This window comes from Klebsiella sp. C360 (assembly GCF_048822415.1).
Classification (GTDB): Bacteria; Pseudomonadota; Gammaproteobacteria; order Enterobacterales; family Enterobacteriaceae; genus Klebsiella; species Klebsiella quasipneumoniae.
In genome coordinates, this window is the sequence record NZ_JBMEZZ010000002.1 from 107336 (window position 1) to 127629 (window position 20294).

At 56.8% G+C, this 20294-nt stretch carries 18 protein-coding genes and 1 pseudogene; 9 read left to right on the forward strand and 10 right to left on the reverse strand.

Annotated features, from left to right (window positions below; all coding sequences use genetic code 11):
• The first annotated feature begins 65 nt into the window (after nt 1-65).
• A pseudogene (locus ACOI7D_RS06435) lies at nt 66-978 on the forward strand (LysR family transcriptional regulator).
• A gap of 97 nt (nt 979-1075) precedes the next feature.
• Here the strand turns inward: ACOI7D_RS06435 and ACOI7D_RS06440 are convergent.
• The gene (locus ACOI7D_RS06440) at nt 1076-1249 is read right to left on the reverse strand and encodes a YfgG family protein (RefSeq protein WP_017900441.1); all 174 of its coding nucleotides are present in this window, start codon (nt 1247-1249) and stop codon (nt 1076-1078) included.
• 370 nt (nt 1250-1619) lie between these two features.
• Here ACOI7D_RS06440 and ACOI7D_RS06445 point away from each other — a divergent pair, with 370 nt between their 5' ends.
• Nucleotides 1620-3848, forward strand: coding sequence for an EAL domain-containing protein (locus tag ACOI7D_RS06445; RefSeq protein WP_044524330.1), 2229 nt, complete (start codon nt 1620-1622; stop codon nt 3846-3848).
• 54 nt (nt 3849-3902) lie between these two features.
• Here ACOI7D_RS06445 and ppx read toward each other — a convergent pair whose 3' ends face one another.
• The 4 genes from ppx to purM form a co-directional block, all read right to left on the reverse strand.
• Entirely contained in the window at nt 3903-5435 is a 1533-nt protein-coding gene (gene ppx / locus ACOI7D_RS06450; RefSeq protein WP_004201914.1) for an exopolyphosphatase, read from the reverse strand.
• 3 nt (nt 5436-5438) lie between these two features.
• Nucleotides 5439-7499 (reverse strand): polyphosphate kinase 1, encoded by a 2061-nt coding sequence (ppk1, locus tag ACOI7D_RS06455; protein WP_002913838.1) that lies wholly within the window; start codon nt 7497-7499, stop codon nt 5439-5441.
• Nucleotides 7500-7678: 179 nt separating this feature from the next.
• Nucleotides 7679-8320, reverse strand: a complete 642-nt coding sequence (gene purN, locus ACOI7D_RS06460) for a phosphoribosylglycinamide formyltransferase (RefSeq protein ID WP_109547061.1) — start codon at nt 8318-8320, stop codon at nt 7679-7681.
• Complete coding sequence (purM, locus tag ACOI7D_RS06465) at nt 8317-9354, reverse strand: phosphoribosylformylglycinamidine cyclo-ligase (RefSeq protein WP_004201922.1); 1038 nt, start codon at nt 9352-9354, stop codon at nt 8317-8319. The genes purN and purM overlap by 4 nt, the downstream gene beginning before the upstream one ends.
• Nucleotides 9355-9617: 263 nt before the next feature.
• On the opposite strand from purM, the gene bglK reads away from it, so the two are divergent.
• The 5 genes from bglK (at nt 9618) to ACOI7D_RS06490 (ending at nt 14976) form a co-directional block, all read left to right on the forward strand.
• Nucleotides 9618-10511 carry a beta-glucoside kinase BglK gene (bglK, locus tag ACOI7D_RS06470; RefSeq protein ID WP_109547062.1) on the forward strand — a complete coding sequence of 298 codons (894 nt, stop codon included), beginning with the start codon at nt 9618-9620 and terminating at the stop codon, nt 10509-10511.
• Nucleotides 10512-10520: 9 nt separating this feature from the next.
• The gene (locus tag ACOI7D_RS06475) at nt 10521-11951 is read left to right on the forward strand and encodes a 6-phospho-beta-glucosidase (RefSeq protein ID WP_023290622.1); all 1431 of its coding nucleotides are present in this window, start codon (nt 10521-10523) and stop codon (nt 11949-11951) included.
• A 225-nt stretch (nt 11952-12176) separates the two neighbouring features.
• Nucleotides 12177-12803 carry a uracil phosphoribosyltransferase gene (upp, locus tag ACOI7D_RS06480; protein ID WP_004201927.1) on the forward strand — a complete coding sequence of 209 codons (627 nt, stop codon included), beginning with the start codon at nt 12177-12179 and terminating at the stop codon, nt 12801-12803.
• Nucleotides 12804-12889: 86 nt separating this feature from the next.
• A complete protein-coding gene (gene uraA / locus ACOI7D_RS06485) occupies nt 12890-14176 on the forward strand; it encodes a uracil permease (RefSeq protein WP_023290621.1) in 1287 nt (428 codons plus the stop codon).
• Between the two features lie 98 nt (nt 14177-14274).
• Nucleotides 14275-14976, forward strand: coding sequence for a DnaA inactivator Hda (locus tag ACOI7D_RS06490; RefSeq protein ID WP_020947395.1), 702 nt, complete (start codon nt 14275-14277; stop codon nt 14974-14976).
• On the opposite strand, the gene ACOI7D_RS06495 is transcribed toward ACOI7D_RS06490, so the two are convergent.
• The 3 genes from ACOI7D_RS06495 to bepA all read right to left on the reverse strand — a co-directional run bounded on the left by ACOI7D_RS06495 (nt 14973) and on the right by bepA (nt 17856).
• Nucleotides 14973-15896, reverse strand: coding sequence for an Rpn family recombination-promoting nuclease/putative transposase (locus ACOI7D_RS06495; RefSeq protein ID WP_023290620.1), 924 nt, complete (start codon nt 15894-15896; stop codon nt 14973-14975). The two genes, ACOI7D_RS06490 and ACOI7D_RS06495, sit on opposite strands and share 4 nt — an antisense overlap.
• Nucleotides 15897-16023: 127 nt before the next feature.
• Nucleotides 16024-16383: an arsenate reductase (glutaredoxin) gene (arsC, locus tag ACOI7D_RS06500; protein WP_048297992.1), complete on the reverse strand. Its 360-nt coding sequence runs from the start codon at nt 16381-16383 to the stop codon at nt 16024-16026.
• A gap of 9 nt (nt 16384-16392) precedes the next feature.
• Complete coding sequence (gene bepA, locus ACOI7D_RS06505) at nt 16393-17856, reverse strand: beta-barrel assembly-enhancing protease (protein ID WP_004201932.1); 1464 nt, start codon at nt 17854-17856, stop codon at nt 16393-16395.
• 51 nt (nt 17857-17907) lie between these two features.
• Here bepA and ACOI7D_RS06510 point away from each other — a divergent pair, with 51 nt between their 5' ends.
• Both ACOI7D_RS06510 and ACOI7D_RS06515 read left to right on the forward strand, forming a co-directional pair.
• Nucleotides 17908-18024 (forward strand): hypothetical protein, encoded by a 117-nt coding sequence (locus ACOI7D_RS06510; protein ID WP_032429201.1) that lies wholly within the window; start codon nt 17908-17910, stop codon nt 18022-18024.
• A gap of 54 nt (nt 18025-18078) precedes the next feature.
• Complete coding sequence (locus ACOI7D_RS06515) at nt 18079-19143, forward strand: AI-2E family transporter (RefSeq protein WP_050533249.1); 1065 nt, start codon at nt 18079-18081, stop codon at nt 19141-19143.
• A 59-nt stretch (nt 19144-19202) separates the two neighbouring features.
• Here ACOI7D_RS06515 and bcp read toward each other — a convergent pair whose 3' ends face one another.
• Both bcp and ACOI7D_RS06525 read right to left on the reverse strand, forming a co-directional pair.
• The gene (bcp, locus tag ACOI7D_RS06520; protein ID WP_004201935.1) at nt 19203-19673 is read right to left on the reverse strand and encodes a thioredoxin-dependent thiol peroxidase; all 471 of its coding nucleotides are present in this window, start codon (nt 19671-19673) and stop codon (nt 19203-19205) included.
• A gap of 3 nt (nt 19674-19676) precedes the next feature.
• Nucleotides 19677-20243 carry a glycine cleavage system transcriptional repressor gene (locus ACOI7D_RS06525; protein WP_002913804.1) on the reverse strand — a complete coding sequence of 189 codons (567 nt, stop codon included), beginning with the start codon at nt 20241-20243 and terminating at the stop codon, nt 19677-19679.
• Between the last annotated feature and the right edge of the window lie 51 nt (nt 20244-20294).

Consider the following 20294-nt stretch of genomic DNA (forward strand, 5'->3'; position numbering starts at 1 on the left):
ATTCCGTTAAGACAGTTGTCCTGAGCATACCCGGCAGGCTATTGTTCTGGCAGAGCGGCCACCTTATGCGCGGTATAAGAGAAACTTTGCATGACAACACTGAACCTGGGAAACCTGGCGACCTTCCGGCTGGTCGTACAGCGCGGCAGCTTCTCCGCCGCCGCCGACGCGCTGGGGATCTCCCAGCCCGCCGTCAGCCTGCAGGTGCGTCAGCTGGAGCAATTTTTACAGACTCGGCTGCTGGAGCGCACCGGGCGTGGGATCAAGGCGACGGCGGCGGGAATGGCGCTGCTGGCCCACAGCGAGCAGATCGATCGGGCGGTGAATAGCGCGGTGCAGTCGGTCAGCGCATTTAGCCAGGAAGTTAATGGCTCGTTGACGCTGGGGACCGGCGCGACGGCCTGCATTCATCTTCTTCCGCCGCTGCTACAGCATCTTCGTCAGCAGCACCCGCTGTTGACGGTGGGGGTGACCACCGGCAACACGCTGGATATCGTCCGGGCGGTGGAGGAAAACCGGCTCGATCTTGGACTGGTTACCCTGCCCGTGCAGGGGCGCAGTCTGGCAGTGACCGCAGTGGTTGACGAGGAGTTCGTGGTCATTCATCCCAGCCACGAGGCGGGGATCCCGGCGGTGTGCACCTCTGAAGCGCTGCAGGCGCTGCCGCTCATTGCCTTCGAGGCGGGCAGCGGCACGCGGGATCTGATTGACCGCTGGTTCCGTTCGGCGGGCCTGGCGGTCACGCCGGTGATGCAGCTGGGAAGCATCGAGGCGATCAAACGCATGGTGCGGGCCGGGCTGGGCTACAGTATTGTGCCCCGCATGGCGGTGGAGCAGGCGGAGGATCGCTGTGGCTTAACGGTACATTCTCTGGCCCCGTCGCTGTACCGTCAGCTGGCGGTTGTCATGCGTCAGGATAAAGTGATTACCAAAGGAATGGCGGAAATGCTGCGTCTGCTACAGGCCGTGCGCTTATAAATCGCCAGCAGCAACATATGCCTCGTCAGGGATAGAGTCTCGAAAACGGGCGTCTCTGACAGCGGTTGGGGGCGCACCCGGCATCGGGCTCAACGGGTTACTCGCGGGCGGAAGGCTCGACGGTGAGCGTTGACTCCTGCGACGCTTTTTTATCCTGGTGATGGTACCAGGCGCCAATGGAGGAGTAGACAAAGCGTCCAAAGAAGAAGAGAAAGCTGATAAGCAGTACGATACGGGTCATGCGACGGTTAAATCGATGTCGTTTACGCATACTGGGTGCCTGACTCACAAAAGGTTCCTTGAAGTATACCCGAAGATGGGCGATGGGGGTATTAAGGCACAGGAACGAGGTGGGGTCAATTGATGCAGATGTAAAAGTGCGGCAGTGAAAACATTAATTAATGTTATATAAGATAATCGGCGTATTTACATGCTCACTTTATTAGCCAGGGAAAGGTGAAAAAATAAGTTTTATTAATGTTGGTGTCAGCATTTGTTGATTTATATCAACAGCCTCATTCTCTTGGCCACTAAAATCAGCGGACGTTACCGTATCGTTATTACTTATGCGGACAGCATGGGGTGGTTGGATGCCTGCCTGAATATGCCTCGCAGGAGCAGAGGCTCTCTGTAGAGCACCTATGAATTTATTAAAATACTATCAACAATATCGCGACAAATGGTGGGCCTTACCGCTTCTCCTGCCTGTTCTGTTATTACCCCTTGCCAGAGGGATGAATACATATACCGTGCTGAATGGTCACATGGTTTATCTTTATTATCTTCCCCTGGCGCTGGTGCTCAGCCTGATGATGTTTTTCGGCTGGGCGGCGATCCCCGGTATTATCGTTGGCCTGCTGCTTACGCTGGCCCGGGGAATGACGCCGGAACAGGCCTTTGGCGTACTGTTCCATTTTCTGATCCCCTGCGTACTCTGCTGGGGCGGATACCGCATCTTTGTTCCCCAACGGCAGCAGGTATCGCATGGTAACGTCAGACTGATGCCGCATCGTTTGTTCTGGCAAATGCTGCTCCCTTCGGTCATTTTTCTGATTCTGTCGCAGATCGCCGAGTTTCTGGGGCTGCATCCGCGCACAACGGAGATGACCGGCATCTCGCCGTTTAGTTTACGGTCGTTAATCACCTTTCAGGCGCTGATGGTAGGGTGCCTGACCGGCGTGCCCTTATGTTATTTACTGCTGCGGGTAATTCGTAACCCTTTTTATTTGCGCGGATTTATTTCTCAGGTTCGCTTACAAATTGATCCAAAAATAAAAAAAATTGAAATCATCAGCTGGGTGGCGATATTAATCCTGCTGCTGGGGCTATTATTGATGCCGCTTAATGATAGCAGCACTATATTTAGTACAAATTATACATTATCCTTACTGATGCCGGTGATGCTGTGGGGGGCGATGCGTTTTGGCTATCGCTTTATCTCGCTGATCTGGACGCCGGTACTGATCGCCGTGATCCATTTTCATTACCGTTATTTACCCATTTATCCAAGTTATAACACTCAGCTGGCGATCACCTCGTCAAGCTATCTGGTGTTCTCGTTTATTGTCGCCTATACGGCGATGCTGGCGACACAGCAGCGGCTGATCTACGCCCGCGTCCGACAGATGGCCTTCCTCGACCCGGTGGTACATATGCCGAATCTGCGGGCGCTGAGCCGGGCGCTGAACGGCGCGAGCTGGTCGACGCTCTGTTTTTTGCGTATTCCTGAGCTTGAGCTGCTGGGCCGCCACTACGGGGTGCTGTTGCGCATTCAGTATAAGCAAATGCTGGCGAATCACCTGCGTGCGCTGCTGCAGCCGAACGAAGCGGTATATCATCTTGCCGGTCACGATTTAGTGTTTCGTCTCAACAGCGAAGGGCACCAGGCGCGCATTCACTTAATTGAGCGCTCCCTGCGACAGTTCCGTTTTCACTGGGACGGGGTCCCCCTGCAGCCGCGGATCGGCATGAGCTATTGCAACGTCCGCTCGCCGGTGAAGCATCTGTATTTGCTGCTTGGCGAGCTGAACACGATTGCCGACATGTCGCTGGCCAGCGGCCATCCGGAGAATTTGCAGCGCCGCGGCGCCGGGCATGTCCAGCAGGATCTGAAAGACAAAGTGGCGATGATGAACCGCATCCTCAAGGCGCTGGAGCAAGACCATTTTGTCCTGATGGCGCAGCCTATCCAGGGTATTCGCGGCGACAACTACCATGAAGTGTTGTTGAGGATGAAAGGGGAGTCGGGGGAGCTGACAGGGCCAAACGAGTTCCTGCCGGTGGCGCACGAGTTTGGGTTGTCCACGCGCGTGGATCAGTGGGTCATTGAGCACACCCTGGCCTTTATGGATGCCAACCGGCGGGCGCTGCCCGGTCTGCGGCTGGCGATCAACCTCTCTCCGGTCTCGCTGAGCCGCAGTCAGTTTCCCGAGGAGGTGGAAAACCTGCTGCAGGCCTATAACATTGAGCCATGGCAGATTATCTTCGAGCTGACCGAAAACTATGCGCTCAGCAACCCCGAGCTGGTTTGCCAGACATTAGAGCGTCTGCGGGCGCTGGGCTGCCGGGTGGCGATCGATGATTTTGGTACCGGCTACGCCAGCTATGCGCGGTTAAAAACGATGAACGTCGATATTCTTAAAATCGACGGCAGCTTTATTCGCAATCTGCTCGCCAGCAGTCTTGATTACCAGGTGGTGGACTCTATCTGTCGTCTGGCGCGGATGAAGAACATGCAAGTGGTGGCCGAATATGTCGAGTCGCCGGAGATACGCCAGGCGGTCATCGCGCTGGGGATAGATTATATGCAGGGCTATGATATTGGCGTTCCGGTACCTCTGGCGCAGCTGGCGGAGGGGATGAGCGCCTGAAGCGGTAAAAAGCCGGGCGCGATGGCCCGGCTCGTATGCTATCCACAGAGGCGATCAGGCGTCTGGCTCTTCTTCCGCAATCTTCAGCAGCCACTCCGGCACACCTTCCCAGTACTGCTGCTCTTTTTCCAGATCCAGCAGCACCAGCGCATTCTGGCTAAACCAGTTGTGCGGGAAGGTCAGCGTCCAGTGGTGAGCTTCCGTCTGCAGCCGTAGCGTCGGCGGCGTGGTGGTGGCCTGACGCTGGTTATTCAGCAGCACGCCGAGGCGCAGCAGTTGGATCAGCGGCAGAAACTGCTTTTTCCTGAATAGCGTAAAGCGCGGCAGGTCGTCGAGTTTTATCGCTTTGCGATGATAGCGCACCAGCGTGGCCATCAGCATCTGCTGCTCCTGGTTGAAGCCCGGCAGGTCGCTATTCTGCAGAATGTAGGCCGAGTGGCGGTGCATGCCGCTGTGGTTAATATTCAGGCCCACCTCATGGAGCATCACCGCCCACTTCAACAGCGCCGCGAGGTGTGGATTGGCCAGCTTCGGATTCTGCTCCTGCCACTGCTCCAGCATAAGGGTGGTGGTTTCCAGCACCCGGCGCGCCTGTTCGCGATCGATGTTGTACTGATTCGCCAGACTCTGCGCCGTGCGGCTACGAATATCCTGGTGGCGGAAACGGCCTTCCATTTCGTACAGCACGCCTTCACGCAGCGCGCCATCAGACAGACGAAGCTCTTTAATGGCTAACGCGTCAAACACGCCGCACAGGATCGCCAGCCCCGGAGCAAAGACCGCTTTACGGTCTTCCGAGAGGCCGGGCAGGCTGAGCGCGTCGAAGTTTTTATGCTTCAGCAGCTCACTGACCAGCATTTCGAGGCGTTCCGGCGTAATAAACCCGTCCTTCTCGCCCATCGCCACCAGCACTTCCTGGGCGGCTTTAATGGTGCCGGAGGCGCCCAGCGCCACGGTCCAGCCCTGAATACGGAACTGCCAGGCCAGGGTTTCCAGCTTTTGTACCGCCGCCAGGCGAGCGCGCTGGAAATTTTCTTTATTGATCGTCCCGCCCGGGAAGTAGGCCTGGGAGAAACTCACGCACCCCATGCGACGGCTTTCCACCAGGCGGGGCTCAAAATCTTCACCGATGACCAGCTCGGTCGAACCGCCGCCGATATCAATCACCAGCTTACGGCCGCGCTCCGGCTGCGTGTGCTCCACGCCCATAAATATCAGGCGCGCTTCTTCATTACCAGAGATGATCTCGATCGGGTAGGGGATCACTTTTTCCGCGCGTTTAAGAAACTCCGCCGCATTGGTCGCCTGACGCAGCGTATGCGTCCCGACGATGCAGACGCTGGAGGGAGAAAATCCCTGCAGGCGTTCGGCAAACAGCGACAGGCAGTTCAGCCCGCGGGTCATGGCTTCTTCGCTCAACACCGAGTTTTCATCGAGGCCATCGGCCAGATGTACGCGCTGTTTCAGGCGTCCGATGATCTGCATGGCGCCGTCGACGACACGGGCGATCACCATATGAAAACTGTTCGAACCAAGGTCAACCGCAGCGAATTCCTGCGGTCGAGGGGTTTTTTCGTTTATTGGCATAGGTTAGTCGGGTTGTTCGAGTGATTTGAGATAATCGTAAATCGCCATCTGAGCGCGCACTTTACGGCGATTGCCGCGCGGCACATAGCGATTACTCAGTTCTTTATCAAGATAGCGCGCTTTTACCGTATCGTTGAACAGGATATCAAAAATATCCAGCACCCGCTGTTTCAGGCGCGGGTCGAGCAGCGGGGCGGCAACTTCGATACGATAATCGATATTACGCGTCATCCAGTCGGCAGAGGAGAGCCAGACCTGCTTATCGCCACCGTTTTCAAAACAGTAGACCCGGTCGTGCTCGAGGAAACGGTCCACAATGCTGATGACGCGAATATTTTCGCTGATGCCTTCCAGACCGGGGATCAGCGAGCACATGCCGCGGATCAACAGGTTGACCGGCACGCCGGAGCTGGAGGCGGCATACAGTCTGTCCACCAGCCCTTTGTCCACCAGGTTGTTCAGCTTCAGGGTAATACCGGACGGTTGCCCGTTCTGCGCATTAGCGATCTCGCGGTCGATCATCTCATACAGCAGACGACGCGAGTTCTGCGGCGACACCAGCAGGTAATCGAAGCTAACCGGGCGGTAGGGGTTTTCAATAAAGTTAAACACCCGGCGGACTTCATTGGTAATGCGCGCATCGGCGGTTAACAGCGAATAGTCGGTATAGATCCGCGCGGTCTTCTCGTTGAAGTTACCGGTGCCGATGTGGGCGTAGCGCACCACCTCATCGCCTTCTTTACGCGAGATAAGGAACAGCTTGGCGTGGATCTTCAGGCCCGGCGCGGAGAAGATAACGTGAACGCCCGCTTCCGTCAGGCGTTTCGCCCAGTGAATGTTGGCCTCTTCGTCAAAACGCGCCTGCAGCTCCACCACCACGGTGACTTTTTTACCGTTGTGGGCGGCGTGGATCATCGCGTCGATGATGCGCGAATCCTTGGCCACGCGGTAGATGTTGATTTTGATCGCCAGTACGCTGGGGTCGAACGAGGCCTGGCGAAGCAGCTCCAGCACATGCTCAAAAGTATGATAGGGGTAGTAGAGCAGCACATCGCGTTCGCGAATGGCGTCGAAGCCGTTGCGGAATTTATCAAACCACAGATGACGCAGGCGCGGCATAGGTTTATTGACCAGATTGGCCTTACCCACGTTCGGGAAGCCGATAAAGTCTTTAAAGTTGTGATAGCGGCCGCCCGGCAGCATTGAGTCATAGTTGGAGATGGAGAGCTTATCGCGCAGCATTTCGACCATCGCGTCCGGCATATCGCGCTGGTAGACGAAGCGAACCGGCTCGGCGGTCAGGCGCTGTTTCAGGCTGGAGGACATCAGCTCCATCAGGCTCGACTCCATCTCATGCACCAGATCGTACTCGGCGTCACGGGTCATTTTCATCGAGTAGGCGTTCAGCGCATCGTAATCAAAGAAGCCTTTAAAGATGTCGTCCAGGCAATAGCGCAGAATGTTATCCAGCAGGATCATTGGCTTACGGCGACGAGGCGCTTCCGGCGGCAGGTTTACGAAGCGCGGGACCTTATCCGACGGAATTTCCAGCAGGGCATAGTTGATGTTTTCCCCACGGATAATCTCCACCGCCAGATAGGTGTAATCATCTTTCAGAAACTGCACGAGGTCCGTTTCGCGGTTAATCAGGATCGGCGAGATATGCTGGCGCAAATACTGTTTAAAGTAGTTGCGCAGCCAGGCCTGCTGATTGACGGACAGCTGACGCTCATTGATCAGGAAGATCTGGTTGCGCGCCATCTCCAGCAGCAGTTCGTTATACAGACTATCGAATTCCTGATCGGCCTTCAAAACGCGGGCCTGGATTTTGCCTAACAGGTGGCGAGAATGGGCGGTACTGCCTTGTTCTTCACTGATAATAATCCGGCGCTTAAGCTCAGCAAAGCGCACTTTGTAAAACTCATCAAGGTTGTTGGAGTAGATCCCTAAGAAGCGCATGCGCTCAATCAGCGGGTTACTCTTGTCCGCCGCTTCCTGCAGCACGCGCTCGTTAAAAGACAACCAGCTGAGTTCTTTTTCGATGTATAGCTTTTCCTGGCCCATTACCGCTCACACTCCGTTTTACTCACAGGACGTAGACTATTATGACGAATTTTTCTGCATAGCGATTTACTGTGTCACAACTATATGACAGTAAGAAGAATTATTTCTGTGAGATGTTTGATTAATAAACAATTTTAATTAAAAAAAAGCCCCGCGATGGCGAAAGGCGGGGCTGTTGTTCATTCTTCAGCGGCATAGCCCTGGGGGGGAAGCTGTCGTTCATCCAGCCAGGCGTGGTTGCCCTCCATGCGCAGACGTCCCTCGACGAACCAGCTTATCACCAGCGGATAAATGGCATGTTCCTGGGTCTGAACCCGCGCCGTGATCTCTTCCTCGCTGTCGCCAGCAAAGACCGGCACTTTGGCCTGCAGGATAACCGGACCGCCATCCAGCTCGTCGGTGACGAAGTGCACCGAGGTCCCATGCTCCTCGTCACCGTTTTCCAGCACCTGGCGATGGGTATGCAGGCCAGGATACTTCGGCAGTAACGAAGGGTGGATGTTCAGCAGACGTCCCTGATAGTGGCTGACGAAGGCGGGGCTAAGGATACGCATATAACCCGCCAGCACCACCAGATCCGGGGCGTAGGCGTCAATTTCATGCATCAGCTGACGATCGAACGCTTCCCGGTCGGCAAACTGACTTTGCGCCAGCGCGTGAGCCGGGATCCCGGCCGCGCGCGCGCGCTCAAGGCCGAACGCATCGGCCTTGTTACTGAATACCGCACGCAGGGTGCCGTTTATCTGTTTCCGGCCGCAGGCGTCGATGATCGCCTGCAAATTACTGCCGCTACCGGAAATCAGCACCACAATGTTTTTCATGCAATGACCACACGCTGTTCGGAATCGGAGGCTTTGATATACCCGATTTTCCACGCGTTTTCACCTTTCTCGTTCAGCAGGGCAATGGCCTTGTCTGCTTCTGCAGCCGGCAGGGCGATAACCATCCCCACGCCGCAGTTAAAGGTACGGTACATCTCATGCTGGCTGACGTTACCGGCGGTTTGCAGCCAGTTGAAGACGGACGGCCACTGCCAGGAAGACTCATCAATCACCGCCTGGGTGTTGTCCGGCAGCACGCGCGGGATGTTTTCCCAGAAGCCGCCGCCGGTCAGATGGGCGATGGCGTGGACGTCAACGCTGGCAATCAGGTCGAGAACCGATTTCACATAGATGCGGGTCGGCGCCAGCAGATGGTCGGCCAGCGGTTTGCCGTCAAGGTCGGTGGTCTGCGGGTCAACGCCGCTAACTTCAATAATCTTACGCACCAGCGAATAGCCGTTAGAGTGCGGGCCGCTGGAGGCCAGCGCCACCAGCACGTCGCCGTCAGCGACTTTGCTGCCGTCGATGATTTCTGATTTTTCCACCACCCCGACGCAAAAACCCGCCACGTCGTAATCTTCGCCGTGGTACATCCCCGGCATCTCTGCGGTCTCACCGCCCACCAGCGCGCAACCGGACTGCAGGCAGCCTTCGGCGATGCCGTTGATGACGCTGGCTGCGGTATCGACGTCCAGTTTACCGGTGGCGTAATAATCAAGGAAAAACAGCGGCTCAGCGCCCTGAACCACCAGGTCGTTCACGCACATGGCGACCAGGTCGATGCCGATGGTGTCGTGACGCTTCAGATCCATTGCCAGACGCAGCTTGGTACCGACGCCGTCGGTGCCGGAGACCAGTACCGGCTCGCGGTATTTCTGCGGCAGTGCGCACAGCGCGCCGAATCCGCCCAGTCCACCCATCACTTCCGGGCGACGGGTTTTCTTCACCACGCCCTTAATACGGTCGACGAGAGCGTTGCCTGCATCAATATCCACGCCGGCATCTTTATAGCTGAGAGAGGTTTTGTCGGTCACTGCGAAGTCTCCACGCGTTTGCGGTAAGCAAGAAAAATCGGCGCAATTCTAACAGGGAAAGCAAACGTTTGCGAGCCTGCTTTACAGTCGGCGTAAAACCGTTGGCGGATGGTCAAATTTGATACTGCTCACGAAAATGAAACCGGGTACAGCCTTGTGCTTGCCTCAGTGCCAGTGAATCCTCATCATACGACTGAAACCGGTTTCTGTGGTTGGCCGCCGTGTGGTTCACCGGTGCATTATGCTCGACAGGGGAGGGATGAATGAAGATTGCGGCATTTGATATCGGCGGCACCGCGCTAAAGATGGGCGTCATGACCCGCGACGGCAGGCTGCTGGAAACCGCGAAGCAGTCAATCAATGACAGCGATGGCGATCATATCTTACAGACCATCCTGTCGTGGCTGGCGGCCCACCCGTCGTGCGAAGGTATAGCCATCAGCGCGCCGGGCTATGTCGATCCGCACAGCGGCTTTATCACCATGGGCGGCGCTATCCGTCGATTTGACAACTTCGCCATTAAATCGTGGCTCGAGACGCGAACCGGGCTGCCGGTCTCGGTTGAAAACGACGCCAACTGTGTGCTGCTGGCTGAGCGCTGGCAGGGCAAAGCGGCGGAAATGGCCAATTTTCTGGTGCTCACTATCGGCACTGGCATCGGTGGAGCGATTTTTTGCCAACATCAGTTGATCCACGGGGCGCGTTTTCGCGCCGGTGAGTTCGGCTATATGCTTACCGATCGTCCCGGCGGACGCGATCCCCGTCGCTACTCGATGAATGAAAACTGCACCCTGCGGGTGCTTCGCCATCGCTATGCGGAACATATTGGCGCGCCGCTGGATAGCGTCACTGGCGAAATGATTTTTGACCGCTACGACGCCGGCGACCCGGTTTGCCAGCGTCTGGTCGCCGAGTTCTTCAATGGCCTGGGCCATGGCCTTTATAACCTCGTCAATATCTTCGATCCGCAGACTATTTTTATCGGCGGCGGCATTGTGGAACGCCCTGGATTTCTGACGCTGCTGCGCCAGCATCTGGCCTGGTTCGGCATTGCCGACTATCTCGATACCGTCAGTCACGGCAATGATGCCGGCCTGATTGGCGCGGTTTACCATTTCAATCAGCACTATCGTTCGCCTGGCGACGATCGACCTTAGGGAGAGATTATGTCCGGATTTAAAGAAGGTTTTCTGTGGGGCGGCGCGGTGGCGGCGCATCAGTTAGAGGGCGGCTGGCAGGAGGGTGGCAAGGGGGTCAGCGTGGCGGATGTCATGACCGCCGGCGCCCACGGGGTGCCGCGGGAGATCACCGATGGCGTGGTAGCGGGGAAAAACTACCCGAACCATGAGGCGATCGATTTTTATCATCGCTACCCGCAGGACCTGGCGCTGTTTGCCGAAATGGGCTTTAAATGTTTCCGCACCTCGATTGCCTGGACGCGTATTTTCCCGCAGGGCGATGAACAGGAGCCGAACGAGGCTGGCCTGCAGTTTTATGACGATCTGTTCGACGAATGTCTGAAACACGGTATTGAACCGGTCATTACGCTGTCGCATTTTGAAATGCCCTATCACCTGGTCACCGAGTACGGCGGCTGGCGTAACCGCAAGCTGATCGACTTTTTCGTGCGCTTCGCCAGGGTCGTCTTCACCCGCTACCAGCATAAAGTGAAGTACTGGATGACCTTCAACGAGATCAACAACCAGGCCAACTACCATGAGGACTTTGCCCCCTTCACCAACTCCGGTCTGAAGTATGTGCCGGGTGAAGATCGGGAACCGGTGATGTACCAGGCCGCACATTATGAGCTGGTGGCCAGCGCCCTGGCGGTGAAAGCGGCGCGCGAGATCAACCCTGCTCTGCAGATAGGCTGCATGATCGCCATGTGTCCCATCTATCCGCTGACCTGCGCGCCGGACGATATGATGATGGCGATGAACGCCATGCACCGCCGGTACTGGTTCACCGACGTCCACGTGCGCGGCCGCTATCCGCAGCATCTGCTCAACTATTTTGCCCGCCGCGGCTTTAGCCTGGACATGACCGAAGCCGATCGTCAGGCGTTAACCGAAGGCTGTGTCGACTACATCGGCTTTAGCTACTATATGTCCTTCGCCACCAAAGCCACCGAAGATAACCCATTGCTCGATTATGATGAAACCACCAGCCTGGTCTCCAACCCGTACGTGAAAAAGTCGGACTGGGGCTGGCAGATAGATCCGGTCGGCCTGCGCTATTCGCTGAACTGGTTCTGGGATCACTATCAGCTACCGCTGTTTATTGTCGAAAACGGTTTTGGCGCGATCGATGTTCGTGAAGCGGACGGCAGCGTGGATGACCAGTACCGTATCGATTATCTCTCCGCCCATATCGCGGAGATGAAAAAGGCGGTGGTCGAAGATGGCGTTGACCTGATGGGCTATACCCCGTGGGGCTGTATCGATCTGGTTTCCGCCGGCACGGGGGAGATGAAAAAACGCTACGGCTTTATCTACGTGGATAAAGATAATGAAGGCAACGGCACGCTGGACCGCAGTAAGAAGAAGTCGTTCGACTGGTATAAGAAGGTGATTGCCAGCAACGGGGAGCAGCTATAATTTCCCGATGGCGCTGCGCTTATCGGGCCAGCGTGGTTTCCAGTCCGGGTAAGCGTTAGCGCCGCCCGGCAGAACCCCGCGCTAAAACCGGAGCCTCGTCTCCGGTTTTTTTGTCTCTAAATCACTTTGCTTGATATACGTCAAGCAAGATGGGTATGGCCTAATCCGAAAAAAGCGGTATAATCCCGCGATTTTTTTGTGGCTGCCCCTCAGAGGAGAAAGAGAATGAAGATTGTGGAAGTCAAACACCCACTCGTCAAACACAAGCTGGGCCTGATGCGCGAGCACGACATCAGCACCAAACGCTTCCGTGAACTCGCCTCAGAAGTGGGCAGCTTACTGACTTATGAAGCCACCGCCGATCTGGCAACCGAGAAAGTGACCATCGAAGGCTGGAACGGCCCGGTGGAAGTTGAGCAGATCAAGGGCAAGAAAATTACCGTCGTGCCTATCCTGCGCGCAGGCCTCGGCATGATGGAAGGGGTGCTTGAGCACGTGCCAAGCGCGCGTATCAGCGTGGTGGGTATTTATCGCAATGAAGAAACCCTCGAGCCGGTACCTTACTTCCAGAAGCTGGTGTCCAACATCGATGAGCGTATGGCGCTGGTGGTTGACCCGATGCTGGCCACCGGTGGGTCGATGATCGCCACTATCGATCTGCTGAAAAACGCCGGCTGCACCAGCATCAAGGTGCTGGTGCTGGTGGCGGCGCCGGAAGGGATTGCCGCGCTGGAGAAAGCGCACCCGGACGTTGAGCTGTATACCGCCTCTGTCGATAAGGGACTGAACGAGCACGGGTACATCATTCCCGGTCTCGGCGATGCCGGCGACAAGATCTTTGGTACGAAATAATCGAATAACGATAAATAAGCCGACTTTGAGAGTCGGCTTTTTTTTGAATAAAACACACATAACTAACCATCTCAGAGGAAAACACTATGACGCGCCGTGCTATCGGGGTGAGTGAAAGACCGCCGCTTTTACAGACTATCCCGCTTAGTTTGCAGCACCTGTTTGCCATGTTCGGCGCAACGGTGCTGGTGCCAATCCTGTTCCACATCAACCCGGCCACCGTGCTGCTGTTCAACGGTATTGGTACGCTGCTGTACCTCTTTATCTGTAAAGGCAAAATCCCGGCGTATCTGGGATCGAGTTTCGCCTTTATCTCTCCGGTGCTGCTCCTGCTGCCGCTGGGCTATGAAGTGGCGCTGGGCGGTTTCATTATGTGCGGCGTGCTGTTCTGCCTCGTCTCCTTTATTGTCAAAAAAGCCGGTACCGGCTGGCTGGATGTGATGTTCCCCCCGGCGGCGATGGGGGCCATCGTGGCGGTTATCGGTCTGGAGCTGGCAGGCGTGGCGGCCAATATGGCCGGGCTGCTGCCAGCCGACGGCCAGTCACCGGACAGCAAAACCATTATTATCTCGATGGTAACCCTGGCGGTGACGGTGTTTGGTTCGGTCCTGTTCCGCGGCTTCCTGGCGATTATCCCGATCCTGATTGGCGTTCTGGTGGGCTATGCGCTGTCGTTTGTGATGGGCGTGGTTGATACCACCCCGATCGCCGAAGCGCACTGGTTCGCGCTGCCAACCTTCTACACGCCGCGTTTTGAATGGTTCGCCATCTTCACCATTCTGCCCGCTGCGCTGGTGGTGATTGCCGAGCACGTCGGTCACCTGGTGGTGACGGCCAATATCGTCAAACGCGATCTGATCCGCGACCCGGGCCTGCATCGTTCGATGTTTGCCAATGGCCTGTCGACGATCATTTCCGGCTTTTTCGGCTCGACGCCTAACACCACCTACGGGGAAAATATCGGTGTGATGGCGATTACCCGCGTCTACAGCACCTGGGTTATCGGCGGCGCGGCGATCATTGCGATTCTGCTCTCCTGCGTCGGCAAACTGGCGGCGGCGATCCAGATCATCCCGGTGCCGGTGATGGGCGGCGTGTCGCTGCTGCTGTACGGGGTGATCGGCGCCTCGGGGATCCGCGTACTGATTGAATCGAAGGTGGATTACAGCAAAGCGCAGAATCTGATCCTCACCTCCGTGATCCTGATCATCGGCGTCAGCGGCGCCAAAGTGCACATCGGCGCCGCTGAGCTGAAAGGGATGGCGCTGGCCACCATCGTCGGTATCGCGCTCAGCCTGATTTTCAAGCTTATCAGCGTCCTGCGTCCGGAAGAGGTGGTTCTCGACGCCGTGGATAGCGAAGAGGTTAAATAACGATCGCCTGACCGGGCGGCGATCCCGCCCGGTTCTCTCCTGACCTAAATCTGTGATAAACTCTTCGCGTTTTTCTGTAAGCCTATGTTGAGGTCCATCTGAACGCACCGGCACAGCTCTCTTTGCCACTGTATCTTCCTGACGACGAAACCTTCGCGAGTTTCTGGCCGGGTGATAATCCTTCTCTACTTGCTGCCCTCCAGAACGTACTGCGCCAGGAACACAGCGGGTATATTTATATCTGGTCACGTGAAGGGGCGGGTCGCAGCCACCTGTTACACGCCGCCTGCGCCGAGCTTTCCCAGCGCGGGGATGCCGTGGGCTACGTGCCGCTGGATAAACGCACCTGGTTTGTGCCGGAGGTGCTGGAGGGGATGGAACAGCTGGCCCTGGTCTGCATCGATAACATCGAGTGCGTCGCCGGGGATGAGCCCTGGGAAATGGCCATCTTTAATCTCTACAACCGGATCCTGGAATCAGGTAAAACCCGGCTGCTGATCACCGGCGACCGGCCGCCGCGGCAACTGAATCTTGGTCTGCCGGATCTTGCCTCGCGGCTTGACTGGGGGCAGATCTATAAGCTGCAGCCGCTGTCGGATGAAGACAAACTGCAGGCCCTGCAGCTGCGCGCCAGACTGCGCGGCTTTGAGATGCCGGAGGACGTGTGCCGCTTCCTGCTGAAGCGGCTGGATCGCGAGATGCGCTCGCTATTTATGACCCTCGATCAGCTGGATCATGCCTCGATTACCGCTCAGCGCAAGCTGACGATCCCCTTCGTGAAAGAGATCCTTAAACTCTAGTCCGCCTGCGGAGTCAGTTCCTCCTCCGTCAGCCCGGTCAACCGGGCGACCAGGTCGCGCGCCAGGCCACTGTGTAGCATAGCGGCGGCGATACGCTGCGCCTCTTCTTTCCGGCCTTCCTGACGGCCCTGCGCCAGTCCCTGCGCCAGTCCCCGCTCCAGACCCTGCTGTTCCAGATATTCCGCAATTGTCATCAACGTCTCCTTGTGCTGCGGCGTACGTAACGCCAGCTCGCGAATGAACTTGATCGGCTCTCGCGCGTTGCCTGCCTGCACCAGATAGTGCATCAGGGCTTGTACCTGCGATTCCGTCGCCAGACCAGTCAATAATAATTCGCTCAGTTTGTCGAGGAGCTGCGCCAGATCGCGTTGTCGAATATGTTTTTGCAGTAACTCCAGCGTCGCCATGCGCTGGTGGGTGGCAATGTCGTCATCCGGAATGACGGTAATGTCCGCCAGCGGAAACGCCCCGTGATAAAGGTGGCCGGCCAGCTCCGGAGCGACGAATTCATCGAGCCAGCGCAGTGAGAACGGGTAGGGGCTTACCAGACCGTGGTAGAAGAGAACAGGGATCACCAGCGGCAGCCGATCGTGGCCGGCATCAAGGTGGCGCTGCATGGCGGCGATGGCGTAGCGCATCAGACGAAAGGCCATATGCCGGTCGGGCGTGCTCTGGTGTTCGATAAGCGCATAAATATAGCCGTCTCCCGCCGTGGTTTTCAGGGAATACAGAATGTCGGCGTAAAAGGGACGCAGATCGTCTTCGACAAAATGCCCGGACTCGAGATGCAGCGTACGCAGATCGCACACTTTAAGCAGCGTCTCGGGCAGGTACAGCCGCAGAAAATCGCGGGCGGTATCAGGGTGGGAGAGATAGGTCTTAAATACGGCATCGTGAGGCGTTGAGGTTGGTTTTTTCATGTTCATCCGTCCAGTGGATTGAGCGTTAGATGAACAGTAGCACTGCAAAACGGGCGGGAGGGATTGGCGTGGAAGATCTGGAATCAGCTACGTAAAAAAAGCGCCGCGTAAGCGCGGCGCGGGTGGCTTAGCTCACGATCTCAAGGACCTGCTCCGGCGGTCGGCCAATACGCGCCTGGCCGCGGCTGACGACAATTGGGCGTTCGATGAGCTTAGGGTTGTCGACCATCGCCTGTATCAGCGCGGCGTCGCTGAGCGCCGGGTCGGCAAGATTGAGCGATTTATACAGATCCTCTTTCTGGCGCATGAGCTCGCGGGGGCTCTCCATACCCAGCAGCTGCAGCAGTTGACGCAGCGTCCCGGCATCCGGTGGCGTCTCAAGATAAAGCACCACCTCAGGATCGATGCCGTGGCTCTTCAACAGGCTCAGCGTTTCGCGACTCTTCGAGCAGCGTGGGTTATGGTAAATTTTTACCGCGTCGGTCATGGGGTCTCCTTACATTTTTTGGTAGGGGCGGAAGCGGGCCTGTAGCTCACGTAGCTGGTCGATGCGGGCATCGTAGCGGGCCTGCTGCAGACTACCGAGTTTCACTTGCGAGCTGGCGCTGCTGAGCAGGGAAATCGCCTGTTCCAGCTGGCCGACCAGCGCCATGCTTTCTGCCCGCGCCGCCAGCTCCTGGTCGCGATTACCCAGGGCGCCTTCCGCCTGCGCCAGCAGGTCCCAGCCGTTGCCATCCTCTTTATAGGTAAAGGTATAACGATTCAGGATGGTCGCCGCTTCCCCGGGCTGTCCGCCCTGCAGGAGGGCGTTGGCCAGGTTCAACTGCAGCACCGGATTGGTGCGCAGTTCACGAGCGTTTTTAAGGCGGTTGATGGCGTCGCCGGTTTTCTTCTGTCCGAGGTCGATATCGGTGGCCAGATCGAGATACCAGGGATTTTGCGGATCGGCGCTGAGCAGCGGCTGCAGCGTTTTGCGCGCCTGGTCAAAGTTGTTGCTTTCCATCGCCAGCAGGGCGCGGCCATACTGCGCGGCATGCTGCTGGCGGATATTGCCTTTATCCCAGGCGTTGAGCAGATCGGTGCCTAGCTTATTGTCGCCGTTGGTGTACATTCCGAGGGTACGCGCCTTCGCCAGATAGAAGTCCGCTGAGGACTGTACGACAACCGGGCGCATCTGGTTGGCGCGGTTACGGGCATCGGCAAGCCGGCTTTCCGGCAGGGGGTGGGTGAGCAGCATTTCCGGCGGCCGCGTTGAGTAACGCGACTCATCAAGCAGTTTACCCATAAACATCGGCATGGCCTGCGGGTCGAATCCTGAGCGTTGCAGAACCTGAATACCGATCCGGTCGGCCTCTTCTTCGTTCTGACGGGTGAAGCTGATCATGCCCTGTTGGGTGCCGGCCAGCGTCCCGGTCAGCGCCGCCATCCCGGCCTGCGGGCTGGCCATCGCCAGCAGAATTGAACCCAGCGCGCCGACCCAGGTCAGCGGCGCATTGCGTTTCTGATCTTCCATTGCGCGGGCGAGATGCCGCTGCGTAACGTGGGAAATTTCGTGCGCCATGACAGAGGCCAGTTCGCTCTCGTTATCGGAGTAGCGGAACAGGGCGGAGTGGAGGACCACATTGCCGCCGAAGAAGGCGAAGGCGTTAATTTGGTCGTTATTAATCAAATAGAAGTGGAACGGGGTGCGCACCGAATTCGCATGCGAGACCAGACGCATGCCCAGCCCGTTGATATATTGCACCAGCAGAGGGTCGTTGATCAGCGGCGCGCTGCCGCGCAGCTGGCGGACGTAGTAATCCCCCATCTGCATTTCCTGACCAATCGACAACGTGCTTCCTGCGGAGGTCCCCATGTCCGGCAGGGTATCTGCGGAGTCAGCAAAAGCAGGGCCTAACGAACCCAGCGTCAGCGACGCGATCACGGTCGCCACCAGCGTTTTCTTCAACTGCCTGAACATAACCTCTGTCCTGTAATGTGGGTGTGCCAGTTTGACCGATTGTGCGACGCAATGTTCCCTGGCCGCATCCCAGCGAGTTTAGCTGGCGTTAGACGCATTGAAAATAGGTTCTTCACGGCGGAGACGGGTTTGTCTGCTGCGCATCAAAAAGCGAAGTCTTTTTTGTGACATTTCGATACAATTCCCCCGTTTGTCGCCGCGTTGCGCTTCAGGGAAGGTTTTATGCTCGAGATGTTAATGCAGTGGTACCGCCGTCGATTCAGCGACCCTGAGGCGATAGCGCTGCTGGTTATTTTGCTTGCCGGTTTCGGCATCATGTTCTTTTTCAGCGGCCTGCTGGCCCCGTTACTGGTGGCTATCGTGCTGGCCTATCTGCTGGAGTGGCCGACCGTTCGCCTGGAGCGCATCGGCCTGTCGCGCACCTGGGCGACCTCGCTGGTGCTAATCCTCTTTGTGGGTATTCTGCTCTTGCTGGCCTTTGTGGTGCTGCCGGTGGCCTGGCAGCAGGGGATCTACCTTATCCGCGATATGCCGGGCATGCTTAACAAGCTCTCTGATTTCGCCGCCACGCTGCCGCGGCGCTATCCGGCGTTGATGGATGCCGGCATCATCGATGCGATGGCGGAAAATATGCGCACCCGGATGCTGACGGTGGGCGACTCGGTGGTCAAGTATTCTCTCGCCTCGCTGGTGGGGCTGCTCACGCTGGCGGTCTATCTGGTGCTGGTGCCGCTGATGGTCTTCTTCCTGCTGAAGGATAAAGAGCAGATGCTCAATGCGGTACGCCGCGTGCTGCCGCGAAACCGCGGTCTGGCCGGGCAGGTATGGAAGGAGATGAACCAGCAAATCACCAACTACATTCGCGGTAAGGTGCTGGAGATGATTGTCGTCAGCGTCGCCACCTGGATAGGCTTTATCCTTTTCGGCCTCAACTACTCGCTGCTGTTGGCGGTGCTGGTGGGCTTCTCGGTGCTGATCCCCTATATCGGCGCGTTTGTGGTGACCATTCCGGTGGTAGGGGTGGCGCTGTTTCAGTTTGGCGCAGGCACCGAGTTCTGGAGTCTGTTCGCGGTCTATCTGATTATTCAGGGACTGGACGGTAACCTGCTGGTACCGGTGCTGTTCTCGGAAGCGGTGAATCTGCACCCGCTGGTGATTATCCTGTCGGTGGTGATCTTTGGCGGTTTGTGGGGATTCTGGGGCGTCTTCTTCGCCATTCCGCTGGCCACGTTAATTAAAGCGGTGGTGCATGCCTGGCCGGATGGCATGGTCGTCGACGACGACTAAGGCATTGAGGATAAAAAAGACGCCGGGCGAGGTTTTCTCCCCCGGCGTCTTGCTTTGCATCAGGCGTTTTCTTTCAGCCAGTTCAACACCACGTCGTGGTGATTGCTGGTTTTGAAGTCATCAAAGACGTGTTCGATTTTGCCATCGGCATCGACGAGGAAGCTGATACGGTGGATCCCGTCGTAGGTTTTCCCCATAAAGGATTTTTCGCCCCAGACGCCAAACTGCTCGCAAACCTGATGGTTTTCATCAGACAGCAGCGTAAAGTTCAGCAGCTCTTTTTCGGCGAAACGGGAGAGCTTTTCCGGTTTATCGGTGCTGATGCCCAGCACTTCAACACCGGCTTTTTTCAGGTCGTCCATATTATCGCGCAAGCCGCACGCCTGGACGGTGCAGCCCGGGGTCATGGCTTTCGGGTAAAAATAAACCAGGACACGCTGTCCCTGGAAGTCGGTTAAATTTACTTCCTCGCCGTCCTGGTCCGGTAAGCTAAATTTCGGTGCAAGATCACCGGCTTTCAGTGGGGTCATGGGTTAAACTCCATCCTGTTCATCATGCTGTGAATAATTAACGATGTTAATACTGCCTTGTGCGTTGAGTTCTGTACATAGGGCTTTGAACGCTTGTTCGATATTTGCTGCATTTTGCGTCGCAGGGCTGTGAGCCGTTATCTGGATAAAAAGCTGCGCGGAATCGCCGTCTCCCGGCTGCGTGCGGGACACCAGTTCCGCGATATTCATATTCCATGTATCGCACAGGGCAGTGAAGCGCTCGATGATATGCGGTGAGTCCGGCACCTCAACCTGGACCCAGACGGTGTTTGGCATGGCCTGCGGCGGGCGCGCGGTGGTGCGTTTCATCACGATCAACAGCTCCAGCTCCGCGCCTTTCAGCGGCAGGGTTGATTCGATCAGGTTAATCGCATTCCACGAACCGGAAAGCAGCATGATAAACGTAAACTCATCACCGAGCATGGCCAGCCGGCTGTCTTCGATATTACAACCGCAGCTGCTGACGTGGCGAGTGATCGTATTCACGATGCCGGGACGGTCAGCCCCCAGGGCGGTAATAACCAGATAGTGTTGTAATGAGGCTGTCAAACCTGTTCTTCCTTTAAAAAGGTGAGGTAACATTAGGAAAGCATAAAAAAA